The organism is Hymenobacter psychrotolerans DSM 18569 (genome assembly GCF_900142395.1).
Lineage (GTDB): Bacteria > Bacteroidota > Bacteroidia > Cytophagales > Hymenobacteraceae > Hymenobacter > Hymenobacter psychrotolerans.
Window position 1 is genome coordinate 138443 of sequence record NZ_FRAS01000003.1, and the last position, 25398, is coordinate 163840.

Sequence of the window (25398 nt, forward strand, 5' to 3'; positions counted from 1 at the left end):
GTGAAACCAAAATTTGCTTCTACGAAATCGTTCGTATATAATTGTACGAAATAATTCGTAGACACTCTTCAGTTAGCACCTTCCTCTGCTGTCGGCGGTGGCAGAGCGGGCGGCCTACCGTGCTCCGGGTCGCTCCCATTGCTTCGGGCCTGCCTTTCTCAGGCAATCTGCTTTTCACTTCCTTCTTCACCAGCGACACTCTGTTTTGCTCATGAAACCCATTTTCACTCGGCTGCTCCGGCGGCCGGCCTTCCTAGCTATTGCCTTTTTGGCCGGGGCCCAGCTCACCCAAAAAGCGGCGGCCCAGGCCACTGGCACAGTCAGCGGCGTAGTGCAGGACGCGGCAGGCAAGCCCCTGGAATTTGCCACGCTCACGCTGCACCGCGCTACCGACTCGGTGGTGGTAAAATCGGAGTTCAGCAACGAGCAGGGCATCTACCGGCTGGGGCCGGTGGTGGCGGGCCGCTACCTGGTGCTGGCCTCGCAGGTGGGGTTTGTGCGCCGCTGGAGCGAGCCGGTAGAAGTAGCTGGCAGCGAAGAAGTACAGTTGCCCGTGCTGAAGCTGCCGGCCAGCGTCTCTACGCAGTTGAAGGAAGTGACGGTGGTAGGCCAGAAGCCTCTGTTTGAGCGGCTCTCCGACCGCACGGTCGTGAATGTGGAAGGCAGCACGCTGGCGGCGGGAGCATCGTCGCTGGAGGTGCTGGGCCGCTCGCCGGGCGTAACCGTGGATGGAAACGACAACCTGAGCTTGCGCGGCCGGCAGGGTGTGCTGGTGCTTATCGATGGCAAGCGCCAGCCCATGACCGGCGCCGAGCTGGCTGATTACCTGCGCGCCTTGCCGGCTGACCAGGTGAAGAATATCGAGCTAATCACGAACCCGCCGGCCAAGTATGAAGCGCAGGGCAGCGCGGGCATCATTGCCATCAACCTCAAAAAGGACCAGCGCCTCGGCACCAACGGCACCCTCAATGCCAGCTACGGCCTGGGGCGCTACGGCAATGATAAATACACGACGGGCCTCTCGCTCAACCACCGCCGCAAAGGCCTGAACCTGTTCGGCAGCTACACCTACGCCGACCGGGAGAACTTCGGGGCATTGACGATTCACCGGGACTTTTTCACGTATCCGGACGGGCAGCGCACCTTCACGGGCAGCACCAACCAGGATAACTTCAGCCGGGGCCGCAGCCGCTCCCACACCTGGAAAGCCGGCCTCGACTACAACCTGAGTGAGCAGACGGTGCTGGGGGTTATGGCCAACGGCGTAAACTTCGGCTTCAACCAAACGGGCACCAACAACTCCGACCAACTGGCGGCCAGCACCGCCCTGCAGCGCCGCTACCAGTCGCTGAACACGCGCAGCATTGACGCGCCCAACGTGTCGGGCAACCTGAACCTGCGGCACACCTTCACAGCCGATTCGGTGGGGCCGCGCGAGCTGACCGCCGACGCCGACGTGGCCCGCTACGATGCCCGCCGCCTGCAGCAGCTGAACACGAGGTACACGTTTCCCACCGACTCGCTCGATTACCTGGACAGCAACCAGCACGGGCAGCTTGATATCTGGTCGGTGAAGGCCGACTACACGCACGTCTGGAGCAAGCGCCTGACCATGGAAGCAGGCGGTAAAATGAGTTGGGTGCAGTCAGACAACGATTTGCTGTTCCGGATTCCGGGGCCGGATGGGGCCGGGCTGGTGCGCGACCCGCGCCGCTCCAACCGTTTCCTGTATGATGAGAACATCAATGCCGGCTACGTGAACTTCAACTACAGCCGGCCCGGCTGGACGCTGCAGGGCGGCCTGCGCGGCGAGCAGACCAAAGCCACCGGCGTACCGGAAATAGCGGAGCAGGGCTTCGACCGAAACTACTTCCAGCTGTTTCCGAGTGCATCTGTGAAGCGGGAAATCAGCAAAAACCACGAGGTAGCTTTGTCGTTGAGCCGCCGCATCGACCGGCCTTCCTACGGGCAGCTCAATCCGTTCAAATCCTACATTGATGCTACCACGTACGGCGCCGGCAATCCAGATCTGCTGCCTCAGACCAGCTACAACTTCGAGCTGAACCACACGTTTCGCCAGAAATACAGCATCGGGCTGAGCTACAGCGTCACGCGGGACCCCATCATCGGGACGGTGCAGCCGGCGCCGGAAGGTGGCCGGGCGGTGGTTTCGACGAGCCAGAACCTGGGCCGGCAGCAGTACGCAGCTCTCACGCTGAACGCGCCGCTGGAACTAGCCGACTGGTGGACGATGACCAACAACGCCGTGCTGTACTACAACCACTTCACCGGCAATCTGGCAGGCACCAGCCTGAACTCGGGCAAAGCCGCCTACAACATCAACAGCACCAGCTCTTTCACCATCGGCAAGGGCTGGAGCGCCGACGTCACCGCGTTTTATCAGTCGCCGGAAGTGTACGGCTTCTTCCAGGTGCACCCGTTGGGCCAGCTCACGGCCGGTGTGCAGAAAACCGCCTGGGACCGGAAGGGCACCTTCAAGCTGCACGTCACCGACATCTTTTTTACCAACAAAGTGCGCGCCACGTCTACCTACGACAACTACGTGGAGCGCTTCTACCAGCGCCAGGATTCGCGGGTGGCTACGCTTTCCTTCAGCTACCGCCTCGGCAACGACAAAGTAGCGCCCAGCAAACGTCGCTCGGGCGGAGCCGAGGAAGAGCAGCGCCGCGCCGGCGGGTCGTGAGCCGGCAAACCAAGGCCCAATCCGAAAAGCCCTGGCCCCGCAAGCCGGGGCTTTTTTGTGTGTGCAAAGCACCCCAGGGCATTTCGGGCGCAAAATCCGGACCTTTGCCTTCCGATTTTTGATTTCCGCTGCACGTGGCCAACTCCTATTTTCAGTTTAAGCAGTTCCGCATCGAGCAGGGTGAGTGCGCCATGAAGGTGAGCACCGACGCCTGCGTGCTGGGCGCGGCTGCCGCTATTGCCGGCGCCCGGCGCATCCTGGACGTGGGCACCGGCACCGGCCTGCTGGCCCTGATGGCAGCCCAGCGCAACCCGGCGGCCCATGTGGAGGCCGTAGAGCTGGATCCGGCGGCGGCAGCTCAGGCCGAGGCCAATTTTGCCACGAGCCCGTGGGCGACACGCCTGACGGTGCACCGCATGCCACTGGCGGCCTTTGCCGCGGCCCGCCCCGCTCCTTTCGACCATATCATCTGCAACCCGCCCTTTTTCCGCGACTCGCTCCGCTCACCAGACGCCCGCCGCACCACGGCCCGCCACACCGCCCCCGATACGCTTTCCTTTCCCGAGCTGGCGAACTTCGCGGCTGATTTTCTGGCGCCCGCCGGCCAGCTCACCGTGCTGCTGCCGCCGCCCGAAATGCAGCATTTTGAGCGGCAGGCCGTACTGGCCGGGCTCTATCCGGCTTCCCGGCTGGTGTTGCGGCACCGGGCCGGCAGCAAGCCGTTGCGCCACATCACCGCATTTGCGCGCCACACGGGCCAGTTGCAGGAGCAGGAATTGCTGATAAAGGACACTGCTGAACAATACACATCCGCATTCCAGGCACTGCTGCAGGATTTCTATCTTGCGTTTTAGCAACCTGCCAGTTACTCCAGGGGCAGCAGGCGGCGCACCTGCGCCAGCTTATCCTGATAGAAGCCGTCGATCAAATCGTTGTGCACCTGTTCGAACTCATGCGCCAGGTAATGACGCCGCACTGTGCCATCGGCCAGCACTGTGAGTTCGTCGCAGAGCTCGGTGAGGGAGCCCAGCAAATGCGAAGTCAGCAGAATACCGGCTCCCTGCCCGCGCAGCCGCCGCAGAATTTCCATCAGCAGCAGATTGGTGTTGAGGTCGAGTCCGTTGAAGGGCTCATCAAGAATGAAATAGCGGAAAGGCTGCACGAGCAGCGCCAGCAGGGCCAGCTTTTTCTTCATGCCCGCCGAATACTGCTCCGCGTACTGGTCGAGCGGCAGCTCTAGCAACTGGTTCCAGCCCTCGAAATCGACCACCGCCCGGCCGCGGGCCTGCAGCGTAAACTCCAGGTATTCGCGGCCGGTCAGGCGGGGGTAGAAATACGGCTCGTAGGGCAGCAGGCCGGTGCTGGGGCGAATCGGGAGGCCGGTGGTTTCGCGCACGGTGCCCTGGTAGTCGTGGTGCAGGCCGTAGAGGCAGTGCAGCAGCGTGGTTTTGCCGGCGCCGTTGGCGCCTACCAGGCCGTGCAGCGTCCCGGGCCGCAGGCTCAGGCCGACATCATGCAGCACTTCGTGCGTTCCGAAAGCCTTGCGCAGGCCGCTCACTTCAATCATGGCGAAAGGTGGAAAGCCGCTGCCGGCTTTTCCAGATAAGTCCGAAGAAAGCCACTGCCAGCAGGGCCGGATACACCGGGTGGCCGGCCGCCAGCACTGATAGTGCCAGTACAGCGCCCTGCGTGAGGCGCACGAGCAGCGCACTCGGGTAGAAAGCGTAGCGGGCCAGCACGACCATCGTGAGCAGCGCAAACCCCCACAACAGCACCAGCCCCGCCCCACCGACGCCGGCCGGTCCGCTGCCCAGCAGCCAGGCAAAGGGTGCCGCTGTCAGTCCGAAATACAGCAGCCCCAGCCCTACCCGCCGCCGCAGCCAGACGCTTGGCTGACGAAGCACGGGCAGCAGCAGCGTCCAGGGCTCCGGGGCTCCGTAGTGCGAGGCAAACAAAAATGCCCAGACTCCTAACGCCGCTGCCGGCGCTATTGAGTGCTGCTGCCACCACAGCGCCGCTCCCAGCAGCGCCAGCCACCATAGCCACGCGCCGGTCTGCCGGAAGCCGCTGACCAGTTCCAGCGCTTCGCTCCGCAGCAGGCTCCGCCGGGCCCTCGATGAAGTGCGGTTTTCTGCCGTAGTAAGCCAGGCACAGAAAGGCGCCAGGCCCACGGTCAGCAGGCTCGCTCCTACCTGGCCAAACGCCAGCAGCGCCCCGGCCACCGGCAAGCTCCACAACGCATACTCAGTAGCCAGCCACCACCGGAAACCCGGGGCAGCCAGGTGCAGAAAGTCTATATCGGCGCGGCGACGGTGCTGGCCAGTGAGCAGCAGCAGCACAACGGCCGGCAGCAGCCATTGCCCGGCCGGGTGCGGGGCCAGCATCACTACCGTCCGCACGCCTCCCAGCCCCAGCACCGGCCCCAGCAGCGCCATACGCCACCAGCCCAGCTCGGCCAGCAGCCGGCCCGACACACGCAGCCGCAGCCGCAAATAGGCGTTCATAAGGAATCAGGAAAAAGCCGTGGCCCCACAACGACGAAACGCGCTTTTTCGTCTGGCTTAGTGAACTGATGGGCTGAGCGGGGCGGCGTGCTCGGTTTCCTCGAAACGGATGCCATAGTCAGCAGCCAGCTCAGCCAGAATGGGCTGGTACAGGGCGGCGCTGGTCGGCATAACGACGCCCCGCTGCGAGACTTCGCCGCGCGCCAGCCGCCGCACGGCCATGCCCAGCGGCAGGCCCACCGTTTTGGCCATGGCGGTGTGCGTGGCATCGTCGCCGAGCACGACCAACGACGACGTGCTGCGGTGACGCACGCCAGCCAGCTCAAACTCAAATAGGTGCTGCATCACAATCATGTCGTGGTCGTGGGGCTGCAGCTGCCACTTCTCGGTGAGCAGGCGCTCCAGCAGCTGCGCGGGCGTCGCATCGGCCAGGCCCACCGGCTTAGCGGTGAAGAGGCCCAGCCATTGCAGGCGCTGCATTTCGGGGCCAGCCAGTGCCAGGCCCAGGTAGTCGGCACACTGCACGGCCAGCTCGGTTTCGGAAGTTGCCCGCGGCACCGCCACCGGCAAATACGACTCTACCAATTCCCGCCAGGTCAGGCTCGCAGTATTGCCGAGGTGCACGGAGTCATCGGTGAGGCCCAGGCGCACCAGCGCGTGCCAGGCAGCGCAGTAGCCGGCCCGGCGCAACGTGCCGCGCAGAATCGTGGGAATGTCGTCGAGGCCGTAGGGGGCGCGGTAGCTGAGTGAGTCGCGGTTAGCGTAGCCATCGAAGCTGCCGTAGCCGGGCACCTCAATCGGCTCGGTACGCGCGAACAGGTGCTGGTAGGGAATGTAGCGTGCGTGGCCGTTTTCGAGGTATTTAGCCGTGCTCTGGCCGGCCAGCACCACATTGCGCGGGTTCCAGGTAAACTTGTATTTCCACGGATTGTTACCCTCCGAATCGGGAGCCAGCAGGCCCCCACAATACGATTTGAACGACGTAATGCGCCCGCCCCGCGCCCGAATGTCTTCAATAACGGCCATAGCCGACATGTGGTCGAGGCCCGGATCGAGGCCGCACTCCATGAGCAGCGTGATGCCCGCTTCTTCGGCGGCCGTACCCAGGTCCCGGATTTCCTCGCTTACGTAGCTTGCGGTGGCCAGGTGCCGCCCCAGCCGTACGCAGGCCTGCGCCACGGGCCCATGAAACAGCGCGGGCAGCATCGAAATAACAATATCGGAGCTGGCTACCAGGTTCTCCAGCCGGGCTTCATCCTGCATATCAAAAGGCACGGCGCGGGCGTACTCGCTGTGCGCGGCCAGCACCGGCGCCAGATGAGCCGGATTTACATCAGCTACCGTGAGCTGCCAGTTTTCCAGAGGTGCGTAGCGAAGCAGGTACTGAATGAGCGAAGAGGCCGAGCGGCCGGCACCGAGCAGGGTAATACGGGTCATCGGGGGGAATTGGGTGGGAAAACAACCAGGAGCAGCAGCCGATTTGCGGAGCGCCAGGCCCCGGATCAGCTGCCAAATCAGGCCCAATTCTAGCGAATTCCGGGCATTGCGGAAGGCAGCGGGCCGTAGAAGCAGCTTTATTCGTGTTTCTGCTCCTCTTCCGGTTGCGGCTTGCCTAGGGCGCTGGCCAGGCAGGCGGTAGTCGCTAAAGGAAATTGTAGTACATTCACCGCCCCTTATCCAACCGGGGCCGCCAGCGGTACCGGGCTTTCCTTTTCCTGCCTATCCAATGGCCCATCCGCTCCACCTCACCATCAACGTCGAGGTTCTTACCGAAGCCGAACTTACACCAGCCGAACTGGCTACCTGGCAGGCCGCCCGTGCCGCCACCGACCACGCCTACGCCCCCTACTCCCATTTCCACGTCGGCGCGTCGCTGCTGCTCGATGACGGCACCCTGTTTCGGGGCACTAACCAGGAAAACGCGGCCTTCCCGTCGGGCCTGTGTGCTGAGCGTACGGCCTTGTTTGGCCTGGCATCCACGCAGCCGGAGCGGCGCATTGTGGGAATGGCCGTGGCCGCCCGCCCTGCCACCGGCGACTTTGTGGCCGTGACATCATGCGGGGCCTGCCGGCAGGTGATGGCCGAGTACGAGCACCGCCAGCAACAGGCTATTCCGCTGCTGTTGCCCGGCCCCAACGGCAGCATCTACCGTTTCCGCAGCCTCTCCGAGTTGCTGCCGTTCGGCTTCACCGCCGACGATTTGCCGCAGAAATCCTAGAACGCGTGGCGCAGGAACACCACCTTTCCGTCACGCGTACGGCCCGCTATTTCCAGTCAGGCGAGTTGTCGGCCGACACCCGGCAGGTGTGGTTTGTGTGCCACGGCTACGGCCAGTTGGCGCAGTACTTCATCCGCCACTTTGCCGCTCTCACCGCCGCCAACCCTGCGCTGGTCGTTATTGCGCCCGAAGGGTTGTCGCGCTTTTACCTGCAGGGTACCGGTGGCCGCGTGGGCGCTTCCTGGATGACGCGCGAAGACCGGCTCACGGAAATCGACGACTACGTAGGCTACCTCAACCAGCTGGCCGCATCAGTACTGGCGGCGGTGCCGGCCGATGTACGCGTCACGGTGCTGGGCTTCTCACAGGGCGCTGCCACCGTCAGCCGCTGGCTGGCCCGGGCCGCTTTCCGGCCGGCCCGGCTCGTGCTCTGGGCGGGCGCCTTCCCTCCCGATATTGACTTCTCGGTAGCCTCACACTTGCTGCAGGACCTGCCGGTTACGCTGGTCTGCGGGGATGAGGACGAGTTTATCAAGCCCGAAGACGTGGAAAAGCAGCGCCAATTCCTGCAGCAGTTGGGTGTTGAGCCGCAGGTCATCGGCTTTGCCGGCAGGCACACGCTCCATCCTGGGGTGCTGCAGCAGCTGGCTGCATCCTGAGTAGGCGCGGGCAGAATAGAAAAGAGCCGGTCCATCAAGAGCCGGCTCTTTTCCTGCGTGCTGTTTTTTACCGTCTGTGGATGGTAGCGGCGGCCCCCTGCGCCGCTGGAAACAGCAGCACTTCGGCCACATTTACGTGCGGCGGGCGCGTCACCATAAACTGAATTACGTCGGCTACATCCTCGGGGCGCAACGGCTCGAAGCCTTTATAGACCTGCCCGGCCCGCGCTTCGTCGCCTTTGAAGCGCACTTTGGAAAACTCGGTTTCCACGGCCCCGGGGTTCACTTCCGCCACCCGGATGTTGTGCGGCAGCAGGTCCAGGCGCATGGTTTTGGTGAGCATGGAAACGGCCGCTTTGGAGGCGCAGTACACGTTGCCGTTGGCGTATGCCTCTGAGCCTGCCACCGAGCCGATGTTGACGATATGGCCCACCTGGCGGCGCGTCATGGCCGGCAGCACGGCACGACTGACGTAGAGCAGGCCCTTCACGTTGCCATCGAGCATGGCATCCCAGTCGGCGGGGTCGCCGTCCTGCACCGGCGCCAGCCCGTGGGCGTTGCCGGCGTTGTTGATGAGTACGTCGATATCGGCAAACTGCGCGGGCAGGCTCGCCACGGCTTCTTCCACCGCCGCCCGGTCGCGCACATCAAACGTCAGAATATGCACCGATGTGCCGCTCAGCTGCTGCGCCAGCTCTTCCAGTCGCTCCCGGCGGCGCCCCGTAATCACCAGTTGAAATCCGGACTTTGCCAGCGCTACGGCCGTGGCCCGGCCAATTCCCGACGAAGCGCCGGTAATGAAAGCAGTCTGCATGTTTTCAGGTAAATGGCTGCAAAAAGACCGTCTCACGAGACGGTCCTCTCGGTAAATCAAGGTGCTATTCGAAGGTCAGGTACAACGTCACGGTATTGCTTTTCAGGCTCTGCAGGCTTTGGCTATACACGTTGTTCTCGGCCTGGTAGAGGTTATTCAGGCCGTGCGAGAAGCGCAGCTCCGGCGCAAACTTGAAGAACGGGTAGAACAGATCCAGCCCCACGCCATATTCAATGGCCATGTCGCTGCGGGCCGTGGTAATCTTGTTCTTCAGCGGGTCTTTGCGGCGGTTGCCTACGCTCACGCTGGGCTTGAGGCCCCCTACCACATACACGCGCGTATTGCGCCGCCGCTCCGAGTGAAACTTGAGCAGCACTGGAAAATCTACCTGCGTAGCCCCTATTTCCTGCGTCACAATTTCAGCCGGATCTTCCGCATTGGCCGGATCCGCGACGTAGCCAGCCGGCTTGAACTCTATTTCGCGCGTGATAAAGCTCACCCCCGGCGCAAAGCGCAAGTTGAAATAGTCGCCCAGGCGCGCGTCGCCCACAAAGCCCACCGAGAAGCCCGGGCTACTGATGGCGTTGGCCGTGACGCCCCGGCTGGTGCCCTGGTTGGCGATGTAAGCCGGCGACTGCTCCAGGTTGAAGCGCGAGAAATGGGGCGCAATGTAGAAGCCCGGGTGAAACCACTTGTCGTCGTAGCCGGGCAGATTTTCTACCGTGATGGACTTTACCTGGCCGCCTTTGCCGCGGCTGGCCGTGGCGCGGCTTTTCTTCTGAGCCTGGGCACCCAGCGGCACGGCCAGAGCCAGCAGCCCAAGCAGCGCCAGGCGGCCTATTTGTGAGCGGTGTAGATGGAGCTGATGCCGAACGTGAGGGGTTGCCATGCGGGAGAAGTAAAGCCAACCTGCCGGAGAATAGCCAGGAAGTCGGGGCCGTCCGGGAAAGCCTGCACCGATTCGGGCAGGTAGGTATAGGCGGCGCGGTCTTTGGAAATCAGTTTACCGAATACCGGCAGGATGTGCCGGAAATAGAAGTTGTAGGCCTGCTTCATGGGAAAGGCCGTGGGTTTGGAAAACTCCAGTATCACGAGCTTGCCACCCGGCCGCAGTACCCGCCGCATTTCGGCCAGGCCAATAGCCAGGTTTTCGAAGTTGCGCACCCCGAACGAAGCCGTTACGGCGTCGAAGTGGTTGTCGGGGAACGGCAGGTTCTCGGAGTCGCCCAGTTCCAGCTGAATCCGGTTGGTGAGGCCCTTGGCCTGCAGCTTGCGGCGGCCCACCTCCAGCATACCTTCCGAAATGTCCACGCCCGTCACCTGCGCGTCCTTCGAGGCGGCCCGCAGTGTTTCAATGGCAAAATCAGCGGTGCCGGTGGCTATGTCGAGGATGCGGGCTGGCCTCAGTTCCTTGAGCTCACTCACCGCCTTGCGGCGCCAATAAATATCGGTGCCGGCGCTGAGAAAGTGGTTCAGGAAGTCATACTTCCCGGCGATGCTGTTGAACATCTGCGCCACCTGCGACTTTTTGCCGGCGGTGTCTTCTTTGTAGGGTACTACGGCCATGGTTCTGGGGCGAACAACGAGAATTCAGAGGCGAAATTGCCCAAACATAACGTGGGTTGAGCCATTATGTTGAAAAAAAACGGGCCGGGCAAATTGCCCGGCCCGTTTTCTAGCGGTTGAAAACGGCTTAGTCGTTGTCCGTCTTCACTTTGGTTTTCTCGCCGTTGGCATCTTTGGTTTTGGCGTCGATAGTACCATCCTTGGTTTTGGTCTTCGATTCCTCGCCGGCAGCGCCTTTGGTTTTCACTTTTACTTTGTCGCTGTCCTCGTCCACTTTGGTTTTCACCTTCGTGCCGTCGGCCATCTTCACCTTGCTCTTGCCGGGTTGCAGCGGTGTGGTGCGGGCCGGAGCCGGTGCAGCCGACGTCGGGGCGGGCGTGGTCATAGTTGGCATAGCTTCACCCTCTTTCAGAATCACGCGGAATTCTACACGACGGTTCAGCTGCATGTTCTCCGGCGAATCGTTGGCGGCATCCGGACGACGCTCACCGTAGCTAACCGTTACCATACGCGTTTCGCCGATACCCTGCTTCTTCAGGTAGTTGTAGGCAGCATCTGCGCGGTTCTGGCCAAGTACCATGTTGTACTCGTCGGTGTTGCGCGAGTCGCAATGGCCCTCAATGGAGATGTTCACCCCGGGGTTAGCCTTCAGAATAGAGGTGATGTTGCTCAACTCCTTGATAGACTCCGGACGCAGCTTATACTTGTCGGTATCGAAGTAAATCTTCTTGAAGGCAAACATGCCGGCCCCGGTCGTGTCCACATAATCAACATAAAAGTCTTTGTTGATTACGGTCGAGTCGTTGGTCGAAACAGGAATGGCAAATTCTTCCGTCCCTACGTTCTGGCCATCCTTCGACAGCGCTACCTGGTAGGTACGGCCCGAAAGCACGCTCACTTGGTAGTCGCCCGTCTCAGGCTTGGTGATGTCGCGGTAGCTCAGGGCCGTTTTGTCGGCCTGCGTGCCGCTGAACACCAGTTCCACACCCGGAATTATGGTGCTGTCGCGGCGGGTGTACACCTTACCACGAATGATGGCATTCTTGATGTAGTTGATGGTGTAGATGTCCTTCTCACCGTAGCCGCCAATGCGGTACGACGACAGGTACGCGTACGATCCATCGGGGCTCAGGCGGTAGTAGGTGTCATCATCGGGCGTGTTCACAGGGTAGCCCATGTTCTCGGGACGGCCCCATTTGTTGCCCACCGAGTCAAACTCCGACTTGAAGATGTCGTAGCCGCCCATGGTGTTGTGGCCGCGCGAGGCGAAGTACAGCGTCTTGCCGTCTTTGCTCAGGAACGGGCTGTCGTCGTCGTATTTCGTGTTGATGGCATTGCCTACCGACTTGGCCGGGCCCCAGTCGCCGCCCTGCTGGCGGGTCGAGTAGTAAATGTCCAGCGTACCGTCTTCCGAATACTTACCCGTAGAGAAGTAAATGGTGCGGCCGTCCGGCGTGATATAGGCATCCGACTCGAAGGCTTTCGAGTTGATATTGTCGTTGAGCTTCTTGGGCTCCGTCCAGTCAGCACCCGACTTTTCGGCGTACATGATGTCGCCGTTCTCGTCGTTACGGTACATCAGCAGCTTCGTGTCGTTGTCGAACACCTGGATAGACGCATCGTGGCCTTTGCCGTTGAGCACGGTGCTCAGCGAGCGGGGCTTTTCCCAGTTTTCATCATCGATGCGGGTAGCCTCGTAGATGTTTTCGTAGTACTGGCCGTCGGCAGCGAGGTTCTTGTCTTTCTTCTTCCCTTTGGCATCATCCGCAACCGGAATGTTGCTCATGTTGTCGGAGCGCGACGTGAACAGCAGCAGCTTGTCGTCCTGCGAGATAACCGGGCTGTGCTCCGAATACGGCGTGTTGATGGTCGGGCCCAGGTTTTTCACGAAGATATCCTTGGGGCTGTTGAACTGCACCTTAGCGTTCTTCGAGTGCTGAATCAGTTGAGCCAGCTCCGACTTGCGGGTGTCTTTCTGCTTCAGTGTGGCGTTGTAAGCCTGGTAGTGCGAGATGGCCTCATCAAAGTTGTAGTTGAGGTGATCTACGCGGCCCAGCCAGTATTCCACGTCTTTCGAAACTTTCGGCTTCAGCTTTTGCGCCTTATAGATGTAGTCGCTGGCTTTCTCTTTGTCGAACGACATATAGGAGATACCGGCGCGGAACAGGGCTAAGGCGTTGTTCGGCTCCTTGGCCAACACTTGCTCGTAGAAAGGGATGGATGCCCGGTAGTTCTCTTGTTCAAAGAACTTATTTGCAGTCTTCAGCTGCTTACGCACGCTCTGGGCCAGCGCGGGCTGGGCCACGGCCGCGGTAAGAGCGAAGGCGCAAGAGGCTTTCAATAACCTTCTGACTAAGTTGTCCATTTGAGGAGGGGTTTGAGGAATAAGGAGTTGCAGTGGATTTTCCCGAAAGCGGAAGGCAACTTAGTGGTTGCTGTGTTTTGAGTAAGATGCCTCTTATACTGAAAACACGTTCCAGGGTTAAGCAGGGAACTATTTTTTTCGCGGCATAAAAGCTTTTACCAGCCTTTCTACGCTACTTCACATAAGCTTCCTACTGGTGCGTAATGCGGCAATTTGCGGGCAAAGATAGAAATTTTATAATACCACCTCAATCCTATCCAATCGGCCTGAAACTTTACTAAAAAAGGAGTTTGATGGCATAATTGTCAACCGCTTAAGGTACCGCAGCAATTATTTCGAAGCACGCAAATATAGAGGTGCTTTGTATACTACAAGAATTTCAATCAAAAATTTATATTCCCATATCCCTATTTCAGCTGCCGCCCGCAAACCTTTTACCTTTGCAGCAGCACTCTTTAGTATCTGACCTATGCAAATCCGTGACGCCACTTTTCTGATGAGCAATTCGCGGGTCGACCAATGCCCCCCGCCGACGCTCCCTGAATATGCTTTCATTGGGCGCTCCAACGTGGGTAAGTCTTCCCTTATTAATATGCTGACGGAGCGGCGCGGACTGGCCAAAACGTCTTCGCTGCCGGGCAAAACCCAGCTTATCAACCACTTCCTTATAAACAAGGAGTGGTATCTGGTCGACTTGCCTGGCTACGGCTACGCCAAAGTAAGCAAGGAGAGCCGCGTGCAGTGGGGCCGCATGATCAACTTCTACCTGCGCCAGCGCGAAAACCTGGCCTGCGTCTTCGTTCTGATAGACTCGCGCCACACGGCGCAGGCCGTCGATCTGGAGTTTATGGAAATGCTCGGCACCGAAGGCATTCCCTTCGTGATGGTGTTCACCAAAGCCGACAAACAGTCGGGGAGCCGGACGCACCAGAACGTGGTGGACTACATGCAGAAGATGAGCCAGAGCTGGGACGAAGTGCCCCGGCATTTCATTACGTCGGCAGAGGAAAAGACGGGCCGCGAGGAGTTGCTCAGCTTCATTGCCGACATCAACCAGCAACTGGCCCAAACGCAGGAGAATGTGTAGATTGGCCCCGTAATTGTCATGGCGCCACCCGGAGCCGTTCAGGCTCGCTTCACTCCTCTTTTTTCCGTTTCCATCCTCATGAAAAAACTCACTTTCGCACTGGCTCTGGGCCTGCTGGCCTGCTCGGTACCGGCTCTGGCGCAGAAAACCAAGGTCAAGGTAAAAACCGACGGCCCGGCGCCCGAAACAGCGGCTCCGGCCGAAGCCGTGCCGGCCCAGGCACCGGCCGCCGGCAACGTAGCCAAGTCTATTCCGGTAGCCGAGTACTACGAAGGCGGCCAGGAAGCCATGTACACCTTCATTGAGCAGGAGAAGAAATATCCGATTCTGGCGCGTCGCAACCGGATTCAGGGCACCTGCATTGTGAGCTTCACGCTCACGACCGAAGGCACGCTGGAAGGCATCAAGCTGGTGAAGAACATTGGGGGCGGCTGCGGTGAAGAAGCGCTGCGGGTAGTGCGCCTGCTCAAGTTCAAGAAGCCCGATTACGCCATTCTCACCAGCCTGCCCATCGTGTTTAAGCTGGGTGCCCCCGGCCAAGCCGCCGCAACTGAGTAACTTTGCCCCCTCAAACAACACCCCTTACCTTATGCCCTACGACCTGAAGGAAATTGCCGCAATCAGCGGAATGCCCGGTCTGTTCCGCCTCGTAAAGCCCACCCGCGCCGGCGTTATCGTGGAATCCCTGGATGCGCGCGGCACCCGCTCCGTGGCCTCGGCCCGCAACAAAGTGTCGCTGCTGCAGGAAATCTCCATCTACACCCAGGACTACGACCAAACGGTACCGCTGACGGAAGTATTCGACCGGATTCATCAGAAACACGGTGCTTCCCTGGCCCTCACGCACAAATCGGACGACCGGGACCTGACGGCCTTCATGGGCGAAATTATTCCGGACTACGACCGTGACCGGGTATACATGTCCGACATCAAGAAGCTGGTGCAGTGGTACCACGTGGTAAGCGGCAGCCTGGAGTACCAGGCTCCTGCCACGGAAGAGGCAGAAGCGGAAGCACCGGCCACCGACGCCAAGCCTGCCAAAAAAGCTGCCGACACGGTAGCCGACGAAGCCACCGAAGAAAAGCCCAAGGCTAAAAAGAAGACGACTTCGGCCAGCAGCGAGGAAGAAACTGCTACCGAAAAGCCGGCCAAGAAAGCCGCTAAAAAGAAAGAGTAGCTTTCTTTTTTCAGTGCATAAAAAAAGCCCGGATGCTACTGCAGCTTCCGGGCTTTTTTTATGCATTTATACTTGTCTGGCCGAAATAAAATCAGGGCTGATTCCGCTGATTTTATTGCACACTTATTTCGCTTCGGCAAATTCCTTAGCCAGGAATTCTTCGGCCTTATTTACCAGATCTACGGAGCCGATAAATAGCGGGCAACGGTCGTGCATGTCTTTCGGCTCAATTTCCATCGTGCGCATGCGGCCGTTGCTGGCTTTGCCGCCGGCCTGCTCTACAATGAATGCCAGTGGGTTGCATTCGTACATCAGGCGCAGCTTGCCCTTCGGCGACTTCTGCGTGGGCGGATAGATATAGATGCCGCCTTTGAGCAGGTTGCGGTGAAAATCGGCGACGAGGGAGCCGATGTAGCGGGCTGAGTAGCCCTGCTCCTTGCAATACGCCACGTAGTCCGTAACACCGGGCGAGAAGGACGCCGAGCTGCCCTCGTTCAGTGAGTACACGGTGCCGGATTTGGGCGACTGGATGTTGGGGTGCGACAGGAAGAACTCGCCCAGGCTGGGCTCGTAGGTGAAGCCGTTTACGCCGTTGCCGGTCGTGTACACCAGCATAGTGCTGGAGCCATAGATAACGTAGCCGGCTGCCACCTGATGCGTGCCCGACTGCAGGCAATCGGCCATGGTGCCCTCACTGCCGGTCGGCGATACGCGGCGGTAGATGCTGAAGATGGTGCCGATGGACACGTTCACATCGATGTTGCTGGAGCCGTCGAGCGGATCAATAGCCACGATGTACTTGCCCTGCACATTGCCGGTCTGGATAACTTCTTCGTCTTCTTCGCTGATGATGGTACATACCTCGCCGCCGTTGCGCAGGGCCCGGATAAAGCGGATGTTGGCAATGACATCAAGCTTCTGCTGGTCTTCGCCCTGCACGTTGCGGTTGCCATAGGCGCCGGCAATATCAATGAGGCCGGAGCGGTTGATTTCGCGGTTCACGATTTTGGCGGCCAGCGCAATGTCGCGCAGCAGTTGGGAAAGCTCCCCGGTGGCATACGGAAAGTCCTCCTGCTTGCGCATGATAAAACGGTCCAGAGTTGTGCCTACGGGCAGCGCCAGCTTGTCGTGGTGATTCATAAAGAGGAATGAGAGAAAATGCGGGTGGGGGTCAGAGCCCAAAATTAACCTTTTTCGGGCGTAGTGGCACGAGTATACGTTCGGCGCTACATTTGGGGCCATGCAAGAATCGGCTCCTTTGAAAGTATACAAGTTCGGCGGCGCGTCGGTGAAAGACGCGGCGGCCATCCGTAACCTGCGCCATATTGTGCAGCAGCACGGCGGCCATGGCCCGTTGCTCATCGTGGTTTCGGCCATGGGCAAAACCACCAATGCGCTGGAAGATATTTTCCGGCGCGCCTACGAGCAGGAAGAGTATACCCCGCAACTGGAGCGCCTGGAAGCCTTCCACCGCGAAACGGCCCGGGAGCTGGCCCCGGATTTCGGCAGCACCACGGCGGCAGCCATTGAGCAAGGCTTTGATGAGACCTTCAGCGCGCTGCGCCACCAGTTGAGCACCGTCAGCGCGGCCCGCGAGTACGACGAGCAGTACGACCAGATTGTGAGCTTCGGGGAGCTGTTGTCGTCGCGCTTCGTGGCGGCCGTGCTCAACGACCAGCAGCCCGCCCGCTGGGCTGACTGCCGGACGCTTATCAGAACCGATGAAAACTGGCGGGAGGCCCGTGTCGACTGGGACCTGACGGCGGAGAAGCTGCGGGCCGAGCTGCCGCCGCTGCTGCAGGAAACGGGCATAGTCGTGACGCAGGGCTTTCTGGGCGGCACGGCCAGCGGCCAGACCACCACGCTGGGCCGCGAAGGCTCCGACTACACGGCCGCCATTCTGGCTTACTGCCTGAACGCTGAGTCGGTAACGATCTGGAAAGACGTGGCCGGGCTGCTGAACGCCGACCCCAAGTTTTTCCCGGACACGGTGCGCTACCCGGAAATCAGCTACCAGGAAACCATCGAAATGGCGTACTACGGGGCCAGCGTCATTCACCCCAAAACCATTAAGCCGCTGGCCGTGCGCCGGATTCCGCTGCTGGTGAAGTCGTTTCTGGACCCTGGCGCCGAGGGCACCGTCATCCACGACTGCCGCCACGGGCTGCTGGTGCCGGCCTTCATCCGCAAAGACGGGCAGTGCCTGATTTCGTTTGAGAGCAAGGACCTGACCTTTATTTCGGAGGAAAACCTGGAGGTGATTTTCGGAGCGCTGGCGCAGGCGCGGCTCAAGATTCATCTGATGCAGAACTCGGCCATCAGCTTCTCGGTATGTACCGACTTCTCAAGCTACCGCCTCGAAAAGCTGCTGGCCGTGCTGCGCGAGCAGTTCACGATTCACTACAACACAGGGCTGGAGCTGTACACCATTAAGAACTATGATGCGGAAAGCATTCAGCGCCTGACGGCCGGCCGGGAGCTGCTGCTGGAGCAGCGCAGCCGCCAGACGTTTCAGTTTGTGTGCCGCAGTAGCCACCAGGAGGCCGCACAATAGCCGCAGAAGCTCCGCAAGCCGCTTTTTTCTGGTTTCATCAGCGCCTGAGTGGCAGCCAGTTTGGGACAGCGCCCGCCGAAATTCCCGGGAAGAGCAGAACAATTTTGCCCCGCTCGGTCTTATAGCCATATCTTTGCGGAGAATCATTCTTAGCTGGTGAGCCACTTTCACGACCATTCGCTGCCCGAACCGGGCCACTTGCGTACCCGCCTGGCACAAGCCGGGCTGCGGGCTACGCGGCAGCGCCTCCTGATTCTGGAAAGCCTGCTGCTGCTGCCCGGCCACCCCACCGCCGACGATGTGCACCGCCGCGTGGCCAGCCAGGAACCCAGCCTGTCGCTGGGCACGGTATATAAGGCGCTGGATTCGTTTGTGGCCGCTGGCCTCACGCGCCGGGTGGCCTCCGCCGAAGGCTCCTGCCGCCGCTACGATGCCGACTGCTCGGCCCACCATCACCTGTTCTGCACGGATACGCAGGAAATCATCGACTTCCGCGACCCGGAGCTGGACACCCTGATTCAGGGCTTCTTTGAGGCCCGCGGGCTGCAGAATTTCCAGGCCCATAGCTTTTCGCTGCACATCACCGGCAGCAAGCTCGCGGGCGAGAAGATCATCAAGTAAGGCGCGCCGGCGGTTCTGCGTCACTCTGCCCGCAGGCGGCACATTTCATCTGTTCATCCCTTTTTTCATTTTCATTTAATACAGTACCATGGCAGTTCTCGTAGGTAAGCGTGCCCCCTCGTTCAAAGCTACCGCCGTTATCGACGGCGAATTCGAAGAGGATTTCTCCCTCGACCGGTACCTGGGCAAGAAGCACGTCATCTTCTACTTCTACCCCGCCGACTTCACGTTCGTTTGTCCCACCGAAATCATTTCCTTCCAGGAGCGTCTGGCCGATTTTGAGGCTAAAGGCGTGGCTATCGTTGGCTGCTCTACGGACACGCACTTCTCGCACTTTGCCTGGCTGCAGACGCCGCGCGACAACGGCGGCATTGCGGGCGTAACGTATCCGCTGGTAGCGGATGCCACCAAAACCATTGCGGCCAACTACGACGTGCTCGGCGGCCACTACGACTACAACGAAGCCGGCGAAATGACTTTCGTAGGCTCGCCCCTCGCCTACCGCGGCCTGTTCCTCATCGACAAGGATGGCATCGTGCGCCACCAGGTAGTAAACGACGGTCCGCTGGGCCGCAGCATCGACGAAGCCATGCGCATGGTGGACGCCCTGCAATACTTCGAGGTGAAAGGTGAAGTGTGCCCCGCCAACTGGGAAGAAGGCAAAGAAGGTATGGCTGCTACCCGCGAAGGTGTAGCCGACTACCTCGGCAAGCACCACTAAGCCCGAGCGGCCTGCCTCCGGGCGGCTTGTTCTTCAGAAAAGGCCTCTGCCTGTGTGGCAGAGGCCTTTTTTATAATAGTCTGGGAAGACTGTACTTTTGCTATGGTATCTGCCTGCCCGGGTTCCGGCTGTTTCGGTTCTCACCAAGCAAAGCACCTGCGGCACCATCACCTGCAACCCCTCTGCCCTTTTGCCTTTCTTATATTCCATAGCCCTGCGCTTCTACGCCCTGCTGCTGCAGCTGGTCGCGCCTTTTGTGCCGAAGGCGGCGCAGTGGGTGGCGGGCCGGCAAGGGCTGCTGCCCCGCATACAAGCCGCGTTGCAGCACGAAACCGCGCCGCTGGTGTGGTTTCATTGTGCCTCGCTGGGCGAGTTCGAGCAGGGCCGGCCGCTCATGGAAGCCTACGCGGCGCATTACCCCGGCCACAAAATCGTGCTGACGTTTTTCTCGCCCTCCGGCTACGAGGTGCGCAAGGACTGGCCGGGCGCGGCCTACGTCTTCTACCTGCCGCTCGACACAGCGGCCAACGCGCAGGCCTTTCTGGCGGCGGTGCGGCCCCGGCTGGCGGTGTTCGTGAAGTATGAGTTCTGGTATCATTTCCTCACGGAGCTGCAGCGGCGGCAGGTCCCGACCATCTGCGTGTCGGCTATTTTCCGGCCGGAGCAGGTGTTTTTTCAGCCGTGGGGTGGTTTTTTCCGCCGGATTCTGAACCGGTTCACCCACATCTTCACCCAGAACGACAGCTCGGTGGCGCTACTGCGGCAGGCGGGCATTGCGCAGGCCAGCGTGGCCGGCGACACCCGCTTCGATACCGTGGTGCGTACGGCGGCAGCTCCGCCCCGGCTGTTGCCGCTGGTTGATGCCTTCACCGAAGACTGGGTGCCGGTGTTTATTGTGGGCAGCAGCTGGCCCGAGGATATGCCCGTGCTGACTCCGCTGTTGCGCCAGTACGCCGCCCAGCTGCGCTTCATAGTCGCGCCCCACGAAATCAGCGAAACCAATCTGCGGCTGGTGGAAGAAGCCATGCCGGGCCAGGTAGTGCGCTACTCCCGCGCCGAGGCGGCTACCGTAGCCGAGGCCCGCGTACTGCTCATCGACAATGTGGGCCTGCTCAGCCAACTCTACCGTTTCGGGCACTTTGCCTACATCGGCGGGGCGTTTGGCAAGGGCCTGCACAATACGCTGGAGGCTGCCGCTTTCGGGTTGCCGCTGTTCTTCGGGCCTACGTACTACAAGTTTCAGGAAGCCAAGGACCTGGTTGATATCGACTGCGCTTTTCCCGTGGAGTCGGCGGAGGAGCTGCTGGCGGTGTTTGGGCGGCTGTTTTACCAGGAAGAAGCCCGCCTGGCAGTGCAGGACCGCAGCCTCGATTACGTACACGACCACAGCGGCGCCACCGGCCGCATCATGCACTGGGTGGCTTCGCGGGTGGCGGAGTAATTGCCCTGGCCAGTGCGGCTGCTTTTCCCTACTCCGTTACTCAGTTACTCTCCCTCATGACCGGAACCATTGTTAAATCTACGGGCTCGTGGTATGTGGTGCGCGAAGCCGGCACGGGACTCCTGCACCGCTGCCGGCTGCGGGGCAAGTTCAAGATGAAGGGCCTGAAGGTGAGCAACCCGCTGGCCGTTGGCGACCAGGTAGATTTTACGGTAGAAGAACAGACGGAGGGCGCGGGCGTGATTCATCACATCGAGCCGCGCCGCAACTACATCATCCGCCGCTCGGTGCACAAGAGCGAGCATGCTCACATTGTGGCCGCCAACCTCGACCAGGCCATGCTGGTAGTTACGCTGGCCTCTCCGGCCACCTCCTTCGGCTTCATCGACCGGTTTCTGGTAACGGCCGAGGCCTACAGTATTCCCGTAACGCTGCTCTTCAACAAAACCGACCTCTACGACGAAGATCTGGCCGACTACCAGTTCCAGATTCAGAAGATGTACGAGCGGATTGGCTACCCCGGCATGCGCTGCTCGGCCCACACGGGCGAAGGCGTAGCCGACATCGACGCGCAGCTCCACAACAAGACCACGCTGCTTTCGGGCCATTCGGGGGTGGGCAAGAGCACGCTCATCAACGCGCTGGTGCCCGACCTGGACCTGAAAACGGCTGAAATCAGCGCGTTTTCGGATAAGGGCGTGCATACTACCACCTTCGCCGAAATGCTGGAGGTGCGCCCCGGTACTTTCCTGATTGACACGCCCGGCATCAAGGAGTTGGGCCTCGTGGACATGAAACCCGGGGAGCTGGCCCACTTCTTCCCCGAAATGCGGGCTCTGCTTAACCAGTGCCGCTACCACAACTGTCAGCACCTGCACGAGCCGGGCTGTGCCGTACGCGAAGCCGTAGACAAAGGCCGCATTGCCCTCCCCCGCTACGACAGCTACGTGAGCATGCAGCAGGCCGACGACAACCGCAAGTAACCAGGCCGGCGCCCTTGGAGGTGCAAAGCGGCCGGACCGGTGCTGACTATTCCAAGCCGGTTGGGGCCGCCCAGAATACGCGGAAAGTGGTTCCCACTCCGGGCGTGCTGTCTGCTTCCACGTGCCCGCCCTGGCTCGTGACGATGCGCTGCACCAGATACAGCCCTACCCCGGTGCCTTCTACTTCTGTGTGCTGGCGCGAAAACAGCCGGAAGGCCGGGTTGTGCGGGTCGTCGACGTGCATGCCGAGGCCATTGTCGCGCACTTCCAGCACGGGCTGGCCCTGGGCGGTCAGGTAGCTGCGCAGCAGCACCTGCGGCGGGCGCATCGGGTGGGCAAACTTCAGCGCATTGCTCACCAAGTTGTGCACCACGGAGCGGAAGTTGGCCCGGCTGTAAAGTAGCCCGGGTGCCTCCTGCACGTCTATTTCCACGCTTGCTCCCTGCAGCACAATCTGCGGGCGCAGGCCAAGCAGGATTTCCTCCAGCCCCAGGGCCAAGTCCAGCACTTCCACGGGCTCCTGCTGCTGGCGCTGGGTTTGCACGGTAGCCGCCAGATCGGCCAGCGTACCGTCCAGGTGGGTCAGGGCCGTGTCTACCATACGCAGCATCAGCGCCTGCTCGGGGTCGGTGAACCGAACGGAGCGGCTCAACTCCTCGAACAGCCCCCGCAGGTTGAGCGTGGGCTGGCGCAGGTCGTGGGAGGCTGCGTACACGAATGTATCGAGGTTGTGGTGGGCGCGGGCCAGCTCGTCGTACTGGGTCTGGAGCACCTGGCGCAGGCGATGCTGCTCTTCCACATCGGAGCCGGCCCCAAACCAGCGGGGGCCGCTGCCGTCGTTGAGGCGCCGTGCCCGGATGGTATGCCAGCGGTACACTCCATCGGCCCGCCGCAGCCGGTATTCGCCCTCAAAATCTTCGCCGCTGGCCACACTCTGCACCCAGCGCCGGGCGGCGGCGGCCTGCTCCTCGGGGTACAGCAGCCCCACCCAGCCCGTGGGGCCCAGCTCTTCGGTGGTCAGGCCGCTGTAGCTCTTGGTGTAGTGGTTGTAATACTCCACCAGGCCCTCGGCCGAAGTGGTCCATACCAACTCCGGAATACTATCGGCCAGGAAGCGCAGCTCGGCCTCGCCCCGGCGGCGGGCTTCGCTTAGCTCCCGCTGCAGGTGCACTTCGGTCAGGGCGCCGTGCCAGGCCACCGGCTGGTCGGGCGGATGCACCTCGGGCAAGGCCCGGCTCAGCATCCAGCGGTATTGCCCGTCGTAGCGGCGCAGGCGGTATTCGTAGTTCCAGCCGGTGCCGGTGCGGCGGGCAGTGTCCGACTCGAAGAGCACCCGCAGCCGGTCATCGGGGTGCACCAGCAGCGGCCAGATAGCCGTCAGGTCGGCCGTTTCGGGCTGGCCCGTGAAGCGGTACCACTGCGGGCTCACATACGTCACCTCTCCCTCCGGCGACATGGTGTAGGTAAACAGCGGGGCGGTTTCGGTCAGTACCCGCAGGCGCGCGTCCAGCTGCCGCGTGGTGAGGGCCAGCTCGTGGGCACGCTGGCGGGTGGCTTCCTGCTCGCTCACATCTACGGCCAGCAGCAGCAGCCCGGCCGGCTCCCCGGCTTCGTCGGCGTAGGGGTCCACCATCACATCGAAGTAGCGCCGGTCCGGGCCGTCGGCGGCCGGGCCGCACGCGCAGGCCCGGGCAGTGTAGGGAGTGCCGGCCTCATATACTTTGGGCAGCACTTCCAGCAGGGCGGTGGGCAGCAGGCCGGGCTGCTCAGTTAGGGTACGGCCTTCGGCATTGGCCCCGACCAGGACCTGCATCTGCTCGTTTACGAATCCATAGCGCAGTTCCGGGCCTTCCAGAGTAGCTACTCCAGCCTGAAGCCGACGCAGTAATTGCTCAAACCGGGGTGCTGGCATATCTACTGTAAGGCAATAAAACGCTCGACCCGAAGCGGGCCTAAAAGGGCACGCTTACGCGGAGCGGCCACGAATATAAAAACGAAAAAAGCGGGCAGCCCGGGGCCTAAGCATCCAGTGTCCGGGGCGGGTCGGAGTGGCGGTGCTCGAACGGCTGCGTAGGGTCGGGCCCGAAAACGGCCAGCTGCACCAGCTCCACCAGCAGCGCGTCGGCAATGGTGAGCGAAGGCGGCAGCGGCGGCAGCTGATGGGGCAGCAGAAAATTCTCCAGCGCCGTGAACCCACTCGGCTCCAGCGGGTGAAATGCCATCGACCAGGTCGGGAAGCTGCGGGCAGCAATGGGCGTGTCCACGAGCTTGCGCACGTGCGAGTGGCGGCCGTCGCGGGAAATACGGTCGAAGAGCGGGTCTACCATCTCGGCAGGCCCTTCAAATAGTTGCGCGATGTTGCCGTGGCTATAAAACAGTACGCCCGTGATGCCGTGGCGGACGTTGTCGTGCCGGCTTTGGTCCAGCAGCGCCTGCAAATCGGTATCGGTCATGGGGCGCACGGCCCGGCTCAGGTATACGATATGCTTCATTAAGGAAAAGGGTAGCGTGGTGCTACGGAATAGTAAAGTAACCAGAATTACTTCACTTCGGCCCGGAGCCGGGGCAGCCTGCCGGGACCGGAAGGCGCAGCCGGTGGCTACTGCGGCGCAAAAAAGCCCGACTGAAGCAGCCGGGCTTTTCAGCCAATCAGGAAATCAATCCCGGCTATTCGGCCGAGGGCAGCAGCACGCCATCAATGACGTGCGTAACGCCGTTGCTGGATACCACGTCGGGTGTCTGCACCGAAACGGGGGCATCCTTGCCGTTGCTGATCATCACTTTGCCGTCTTTCACCGACACCGTGATTTTCTGGCCGTTCACGGTCGTCAGCTGCTGGCCGTCCTGCAGATCCTGGGCCAGCAGGCGGCCCGCAATGACGTGGTAGGTGAGCACGCCTTTCAGCTTGTCTTTGCTTTCGGGCTTCATCAGGCCGGCGAGGGCCCCGTTGGGCAGCTTATCGAAGGCAGCATTGGTGGGCGCGAATACCGTGAACGGACCGGGGCCGCTGAGCGTACCATCAAGGCCGGCGGCCTGTACGGCTTTCACCAGCGTGGTCACGCTGGGCGCCATCACGGCGTTCTGCACGATGGTTTTGTCGGGCGTCATGGGCACGCCATCTACCAGCACGCCCTCCGATTTGCCCATGCGGGCCGAGTCGCTCATCATGGCCGTCGAGTCAACGGTAGTGGCCATGTCGGTGGTAGCGGTGGAGGTTTCGGTGGTGCTGGCCGAGTCGCCGCAGCTGGCCAGCCCAAAGGCCAGTACACCCGCCGAAAGCAGGCTGAAAGAAGCAGAACGAAGCGTTTTCTTCATGTGAAGGAGGAATGGGTTGGTTGTGGTGGTGAGAGATATGGCCTCTACCCCGCCACAGGCGGCCGGGCGGCAGTAGGTTCTGTACGAAACCCAACCGGTAGCCGGATGTTTGGCCGCACACAAATTGGCTACCTTTGGGCCGGCGCCGCATCTGCCGGCGCCGGCTTACCGTACAAGTACCCGTTTCATCCGTTTGCCATCCAACATGAAAACTGCCGAAATCCACACCGCTAAAGGTGTCATGAAAGTGGAGTTCTACGAGAAAGACGCTCCCAACACCGTGAAAAACTTCACCGACCTGGCCCAGAAAGGCTTCTACGACGGCCTGAAGTTTCACCGCGTGATTCCCAACTTCGTGATTCAGGGCGGCTGCCCCAACTCGCGCGACGGCGCCAAAGGCATGGCCGGCACCGGTGGCCCCGGCTACAAAATCGACTGCGAGCTGAGCGGCGACCATCAGTACCATGAGCGCGGCGCCCTGAGCATGGCCCACGCCGGCCGCAACACCGGCGGCAGCCAGTTCTTCATCGTGCACGACCGCCAGAACACGGCCCACCTCGACCGCAACCACACCGTGTTCGGTAAAGTAGTGGAAGGCCTCGACGTCATCGACCAGATTCAGGCCAACGACGAAATCCAGAAAATCGTGGTGACGGAGCAGGCGTAATT

General features: G+C 61.1%; 24 protein-coding genes. 13 read left to right on the forward strand and 11 right to left on the reverse strand.

Translation table 11 applies throughout. The features are described 5' to 3' along the window. The first annotated feature begins 211 nt into the window (after positions 1-211). Both BUE15_RS05015 and BUE15_RS05020 read left to right on the forward strand, forming a co-directional pair. The gene (locus tag BUE15_RS05015; protein ID WP_084548831.1) at positions 212-2704 is read left to right on the forward strand and encodes an outer membrane beta-barrel protein; all 2493 of its coding nucleotides are present in this window, start codon (positions 212-214) and stop codon (positions 2702-2704) included. A gap of 134 nt (positions 2705-2838) precedes the next feature. Beyond that, on the forward strand, positions 2839-3558 hold the full coding sequence (locus tag BUE15_RS05020) for a tRNA1(Val) (adenine(37)-N6)-methyltransferase (RefSeq protein ID WP_244535880.1): 720 nt from the start codon (positions 2839-2841) through the stop codon (positions 3556-3558). Positions 3559-3569: 11 nt separating this feature from the next. Here the strand turns inward: BUE15_RS05020 and BUE15_RS05025 are convergent, their stop codons facing one another. From BUE15_RS05025 to BUE15_RS05035, 3 genes are read right to left on the reverse strand one after another with little or no spacing between them, the layout of a single operon-like run. Then, positions 3570-4271, reverse strand: coding sequence for an ATP-binding cassette domain-containing protein (locus BUE15_RS05025; protein ID WP_073281746.1), 702 nt, complete (start codon positions 4269-4271; stop codon positions 3570-3572). Then, positions 4264-5208 (reverse strand): hypothetical protein, encoded by a 945-nt coding sequence (locus BUE15_RS05030; RefSeq protein ID WP_073281748.1) that lies wholly within the window; start codon positions 5206-5208, stop codon positions 4264-4266. Before BUE15_RS05030 ends, BUE15_RS05025 begins: the two co-directional genes overlap by 8 nt. A gap of 57 nt (positions 5209-5265) precedes the next feature. After that, on the reverse strand, positions 5266-6645 hold the full coding sequence (locus BUE15_RS05035) for a saccharopine dehydrogenase C-terminal domain-containing protein (protein ID WP_073281750.1): 1380 nt from the start codon (positions 6643-6645) through the stop codon (positions 5266-5268). A gap of 289 nt (positions 6646-6934) precedes the next feature. Between BUE15_RS05035 and BUE15_RS05040 the strand changes: the two genes are divergently transcribed. Together BUE15_RS05040 and BUE15_RS05045 are read left to right on the forward strand one after the other, a co-directional pair. Then, positions 6935-7426 (forward strand): cytidine deaminase, encoded by a 492-nt coding sequence (locus BUE15_RS05040; protein ID WP_073281752.1) that lies wholly within the window; start codon positions 6935-6937, stop codon positions 7424-7426. A gap of 5 nt (positions 7427-7431) precedes the next feature. Beyond that, positions 7432-8085, forward strand: coding sequence for an alpha/beta hydrolase (locus BUE15_RS05045; protein WP_073281754.1), 654 nt, complete (start codon positions 7432-7434; stop codon positions 8083-8085). Between the two features lie 67 nt (positions 8086-8152). Here the strand turns inward: BUE15_RS05045 and BUE15_RS05050 are convergent, their stop codons facing one another. The 4 genes from BUE15_RS05050 to BUE15_RS05065 all read right to left on the reverse strand — a co-directional run bounded on the left by BUE15_RS05050 (position 8153) and on the right by BUE15_RS05065 (position 12806). Next, positions 8153-8899 carry an SDR family NAD(P)-dependent oxidoreductase gene (locus tag BUE15_RS05050; protein WP_073281759.1) on the reverse strand — a complete coding sequence of 249 codons (747 nt, stop codon included), beginning with the start codon at positions 8897-8899 and terminating at the stop codon, positions 8153-8155. A 64-nt stretch (positions 8900-8963) separates the two neighbouring features. Further along, on the reverse strand, positions 8964-9788 hold the full coding sequence (gene porT / locus BUE15_RS05055) for a type IX secretion/gliding motility protein PorT/SprT (RefSeq protein ID WP_073281761.1): 825 nt from the start codon (positions 9786-9788) through the stop codon (positions 8964-8966). Continuing rightward, on the reverse strand, positions 9737-10465 hold the full coding sequence (gene ubiE / locus BUE15_RS05060; RefSeq protein WP_073281763.1) for a bifunctional demethylmenaquinone methyltransferase/2-methoxy-6-polyprenyl-1,4-benzoquinol methylase UbiE: 729 nt from the start codon (positions 10463-10465) through the stop codon (positions 9737-9739). The genes porT and ubiE overlap by 52 nt, the downstream gene beginning before the upstream one ends. 127 nt (positions 10466-10592) lie before the next feature. After that, positions 10593-12806, reverse strand: coding sequence for an OmpA family protein (locus BUE15_RS05065; RefSeq protein ID WP_244535881.1), 2214 nt, complete (start codon positions 12804-12806; stop codon positions 10593-10595). 493 nt (positions 12807-13299) lie between these two features. Between BUE15_RS05065 and yihA the strand changes: the two genes are divergently transcribed. The 3 genes from yihA (at position 13300) to BUE15_RS05080 (ending at position 15094) form a co-directional block, all read left to right on the forward strand. Beyond that, on the forward strand, positions 13300-13917 hold the full coding sequence (gene yihA / locus BUE15_RS05070) for a ribosome biogenesis GTP-binding protein YihA/YsxC (RefSeq protein ID WP_073281767.1): 618 nt from the start codon (positions 13300-13302) through the stop codon (positions 13915-13917). Positions 13918-13995: 78 nt separating this feature from the next. Further along, on the forward strand, positions 13996-14475 hold the full coding sequence (locus BUE15_RS05075) for an energy transducer TonB (protein ID WP_073281769.1): 480 nt from the start codon (positions 13996-13998) through the stop codon (positions 14473-14475). Between the two features lie 31 nt (positions 14476-14506). Next, complete coding sequence (locus BUE15_RS05080) at positions 14507-15094, forward strand: DUF5606 family protein (RefSeq protein ID WP_073281771.1); 588 nt, start codon at positions 14507-14509, stop codon at positions 15092-15094. A 123-nt stretch (positions 15095-15217) separates the two neighbouring features. Here BUE15_RS05080 and fbp read toward each other — a convergent pair whose 3' ends face one another. Continuing rightward, positions 15218-16234, reverse strand: a complete 1017-nt coding sequence (gene fbp / locus BUE15_RS05085; protein WP_073281773.1) for a class 1 fructose-bisphosphatase — start codon at positions 16232-16234, stop codon at positions 15218-15220. A 118-nt stretch (positions 16235-16352) separates the two neighbouring features. Between fbp and BUE15_RS05090 the strand changes: the two genes are divergently transcribed. The 5 genes from BUE15_RS05090 to rsgA all read left to right on the forward strand — a co-directional run bounded on the left by BUE15_RS05090 (position 16353) and on the right by rsgA (position 21414). Next, entirely contained in the window at positions 16353-17648 is a 1296-nt protein-coding gene (locus BUE15_RS05090; RefSeq protein ID WP_073281950.1) for an aspartate kinase, read from the forward strand. 156 nt (positions 17649-17804) lie between these two features. After that, positions 17805-18269, forward strand: a complete 465-nt coding sequence (locus BUE15_RS05095; protein ID WP_170865194.1) for a Fur family transcriptional regulator — start codon at positions 17805-17807, stop codon at positions 18267-18269. Between the two features lie 88 nt (positions 18270-18357). Then, positions 18358-18990, forward strand: coding sequence for a peroxiredoxin (locus BUE15_RS05100; protein WP_073281775.1), 633 nt, complete (start codon positions 18358-18360; stop codon positions 18988-18990). A gap of 190 nt (positions 18991-19180) precedes the next feature. Then, a complete protein-coding gene (locus BUE15_RS05105; RefSeq protein WP_073281953.1) occupies positions 19181-20431 on the forward strand; it encodes a 3-deoxy-D-manno-octulosonic acid transferase in 1251 nt (416 codons plus the stop codon). A 56-nt stretch (positions 20432-20487) separates the two neighbouring features. Then, entirely contained in the window at positions 20488-21414 is a 927-nt protein-coding gene (rsgA, locus tag BUE15_RS05110) for a ribosome small subunit-dependent GTPase A (RefSeq protein WP_073281777.1), read from the forward strand. 46 nt (positions 21415-21460) lie between these two features. On the opposite strand, the gene BUE15_RS05115 is transcribed toward rsgA, so the two are convergent. The 3 genes from BUE15_RS05115 to BUE15_RS05125 form a co-directional block, all read right to left on the reverse strand. After that, a complete protein-coding gene (locus BUE15_RS05115; protein WP_073281779.1) occupies positions 21461-23326 on the reverse strand; it encodes a PAS domain-containing sensor histidine kinase in 1866 nt (621 codons plus the stop codon). A gap of 106 nt (positions 23327-23432) precedes the next feature. Continuing rightward, positions 23433-23906, reverse strand: coding sequence for a BLUF domain-containing protein (locus tag BUE15_RS05120; RefSeq protein ID WP_073281781.1), 474 nt, complete (start codon positions 23904-23906; stop codon positions 23433-23435). 175 nt (positions 23907-24081) lie between these two features. Next, complete coding sequence (locus BUE15_RS05125) at positions 24082-24729, reverse strand: fasciclin domain-containing protein (RefSeq protein WP_084548834.1); 648 nt, start codon at positions 24727-24729, stop codon at positions 24082-24084. A gap of 205 nt (positions 24730-24934) precedes the next feature. On the opposite strand from BUE15_RS05125, the gene BUE15_RS05130 reads away from it, so the two are divergent. Next, a complete protein-coding gene (locus tag BUE15_RS05130) occupies positions 24935-25396 on the forward strand; it encodes a peptidylprolyl isomerase (RefSeq protein ID WP_073281782.1) in 462 nt (153 codons plus the stop codon). The last annotated feature ends 2 nt before the right edge of the window (positions 25397-25398 follow it).

What these genes read in the sequence shown, in the direction of transcription:
- BUE15_RS05040 (WP_073281752.1), top strand. Translation starts at nt 6,935, where the DNA reads ATGGCCCATCCGCTCCACCTCACCATCAACGTCGAGGTTCTTACCGAA.
- ubiE (WP_073281763.1), bottom strand. Translation starts at nt 10,465, where the DNA reads ATGGCCGTAGTACCCTACAAAGAAGACACCGCCGGCAAAAAGTCGCAG.
- yihA (WP_073281767.1), top strand. Translation starts at nt 13,300, where the DNA reads ATGCAAATCCGTGACGCCACTTTTCTGATGAGCAATTCGCGGGTCGAC.
- BUE15_RS05030 (WP_073281748.1), bottom strand. Translation starts at nt 5,208, where the DNA reads ATGAACGCCTATTTGCGGCTGCGGCTGCGTGTGTCGGGCCGGCTGCTG.
- BUE15_RS05050 (WP_073281759.1), bottom strand. Translation starts at nt 8,899, where the DNA reads ATGCAGACTGCTTTCATTACCGGCGCTTCGTCGGGAATTGGCCGGGCC.
- BUE15_RS05120 (WP_073281781.1), bottom strand. Translation starts at nt 23,906, where the DNA reads ATGAAGCATATCGTATACCTGAGCCGGGCCGTGCGCCCCATGACCGAT.
- BUE15_RS05025 (WP_073281746.1), bottom strand. Translation starts at nt 4,271, where the DNA reads ATGATTGAAGTGAGCGGCCTGCGCAAGGCTTTCGGAACGCACGAAGTG.
- BUE15_RS05080 (WP_073281771.1), top strand. Translation starts at nt 14,507, where the DNA reads ATGCCCTACGACCTGAAGGAAATTGCCGCAATCAGCGGAATGCCCGGT.
- BUE15_RS05100 (WP_073281775.1), top strand. Translation starts at nt 18,358, where the DNA reads ATGGCAGTTCTCGTAGGTAAGCGTGCCCCCTCGTTCAAAGCTACCGCC.
- BUE15_RS05115 (WP_073281779.1), bottom strand. Translation starts at nt 23,326, where the DNA reads ATGCCAGCACCCCGGTTTGAGCAATTACTGCGTCGGCTTCAGGCTGGA.
- BUE15_RS05035 (WP_073281750.1), bottom strand. Translation starts at nt 6,645, where the DNA reads ATGACCCGTATTACCCTGCTCGGTGCCGGCCGCTCGGCCTCTTCGCTC.
- porT (WP_073281761.1), bottom strand. Translation starts at nt 9,788, where the DNA reads ATGGCAACCCCTCACGTTCGGCATCAGCTCCATCTACACCGCTCACAA.
- fbp (WP_073281773.1), bottom strand. Translation starts at nt 16,234, where the DNA reads ATGAATCACCACGACAAGCTGGCGCTGCCCGTAGGCACAACTCTGGAC.
- rsgA (WP_073281777.1), top strand. Translation starts at nt 20,488, where the DNA reads ATGACCGGAACCATTGTTAAATCTACGGGCTCGTGGTATGTGGTGCGC.
- BUE15_RS05015 (WP_084548831.1), top strand. Translation starts at nt 212, where the DNA reads ATGAAACCCATTTTCACTCGGCTGCTCCGGCGGCCGGCCTTCCTAGCT.
- BUE15_RS05125 (WP_084548834.1), bottom strand. Translation starts at nt 24,729, where the DNA reads ATGAAGAAAACGCTTCGTTCTGCTTCTTTCAGCCTGCTTTCGGCGGGT.
- BUE15_RS05075 (WP_073281769.1), top strand. Translation starts at nt 13,996, where the DNA reads ATGAAAAAACTCACTTTCGCACTGGCTCTGGGCCTGCTGGCCTGCTCG.
- BUE15_RS05130 (WP_073281782.1), top strand. Translation starts at nt 24,935, where the DNA reads ATGAAAACTGCCGAAATCCACACCGCTAAAGGTGTCATGAAAGTGGAG.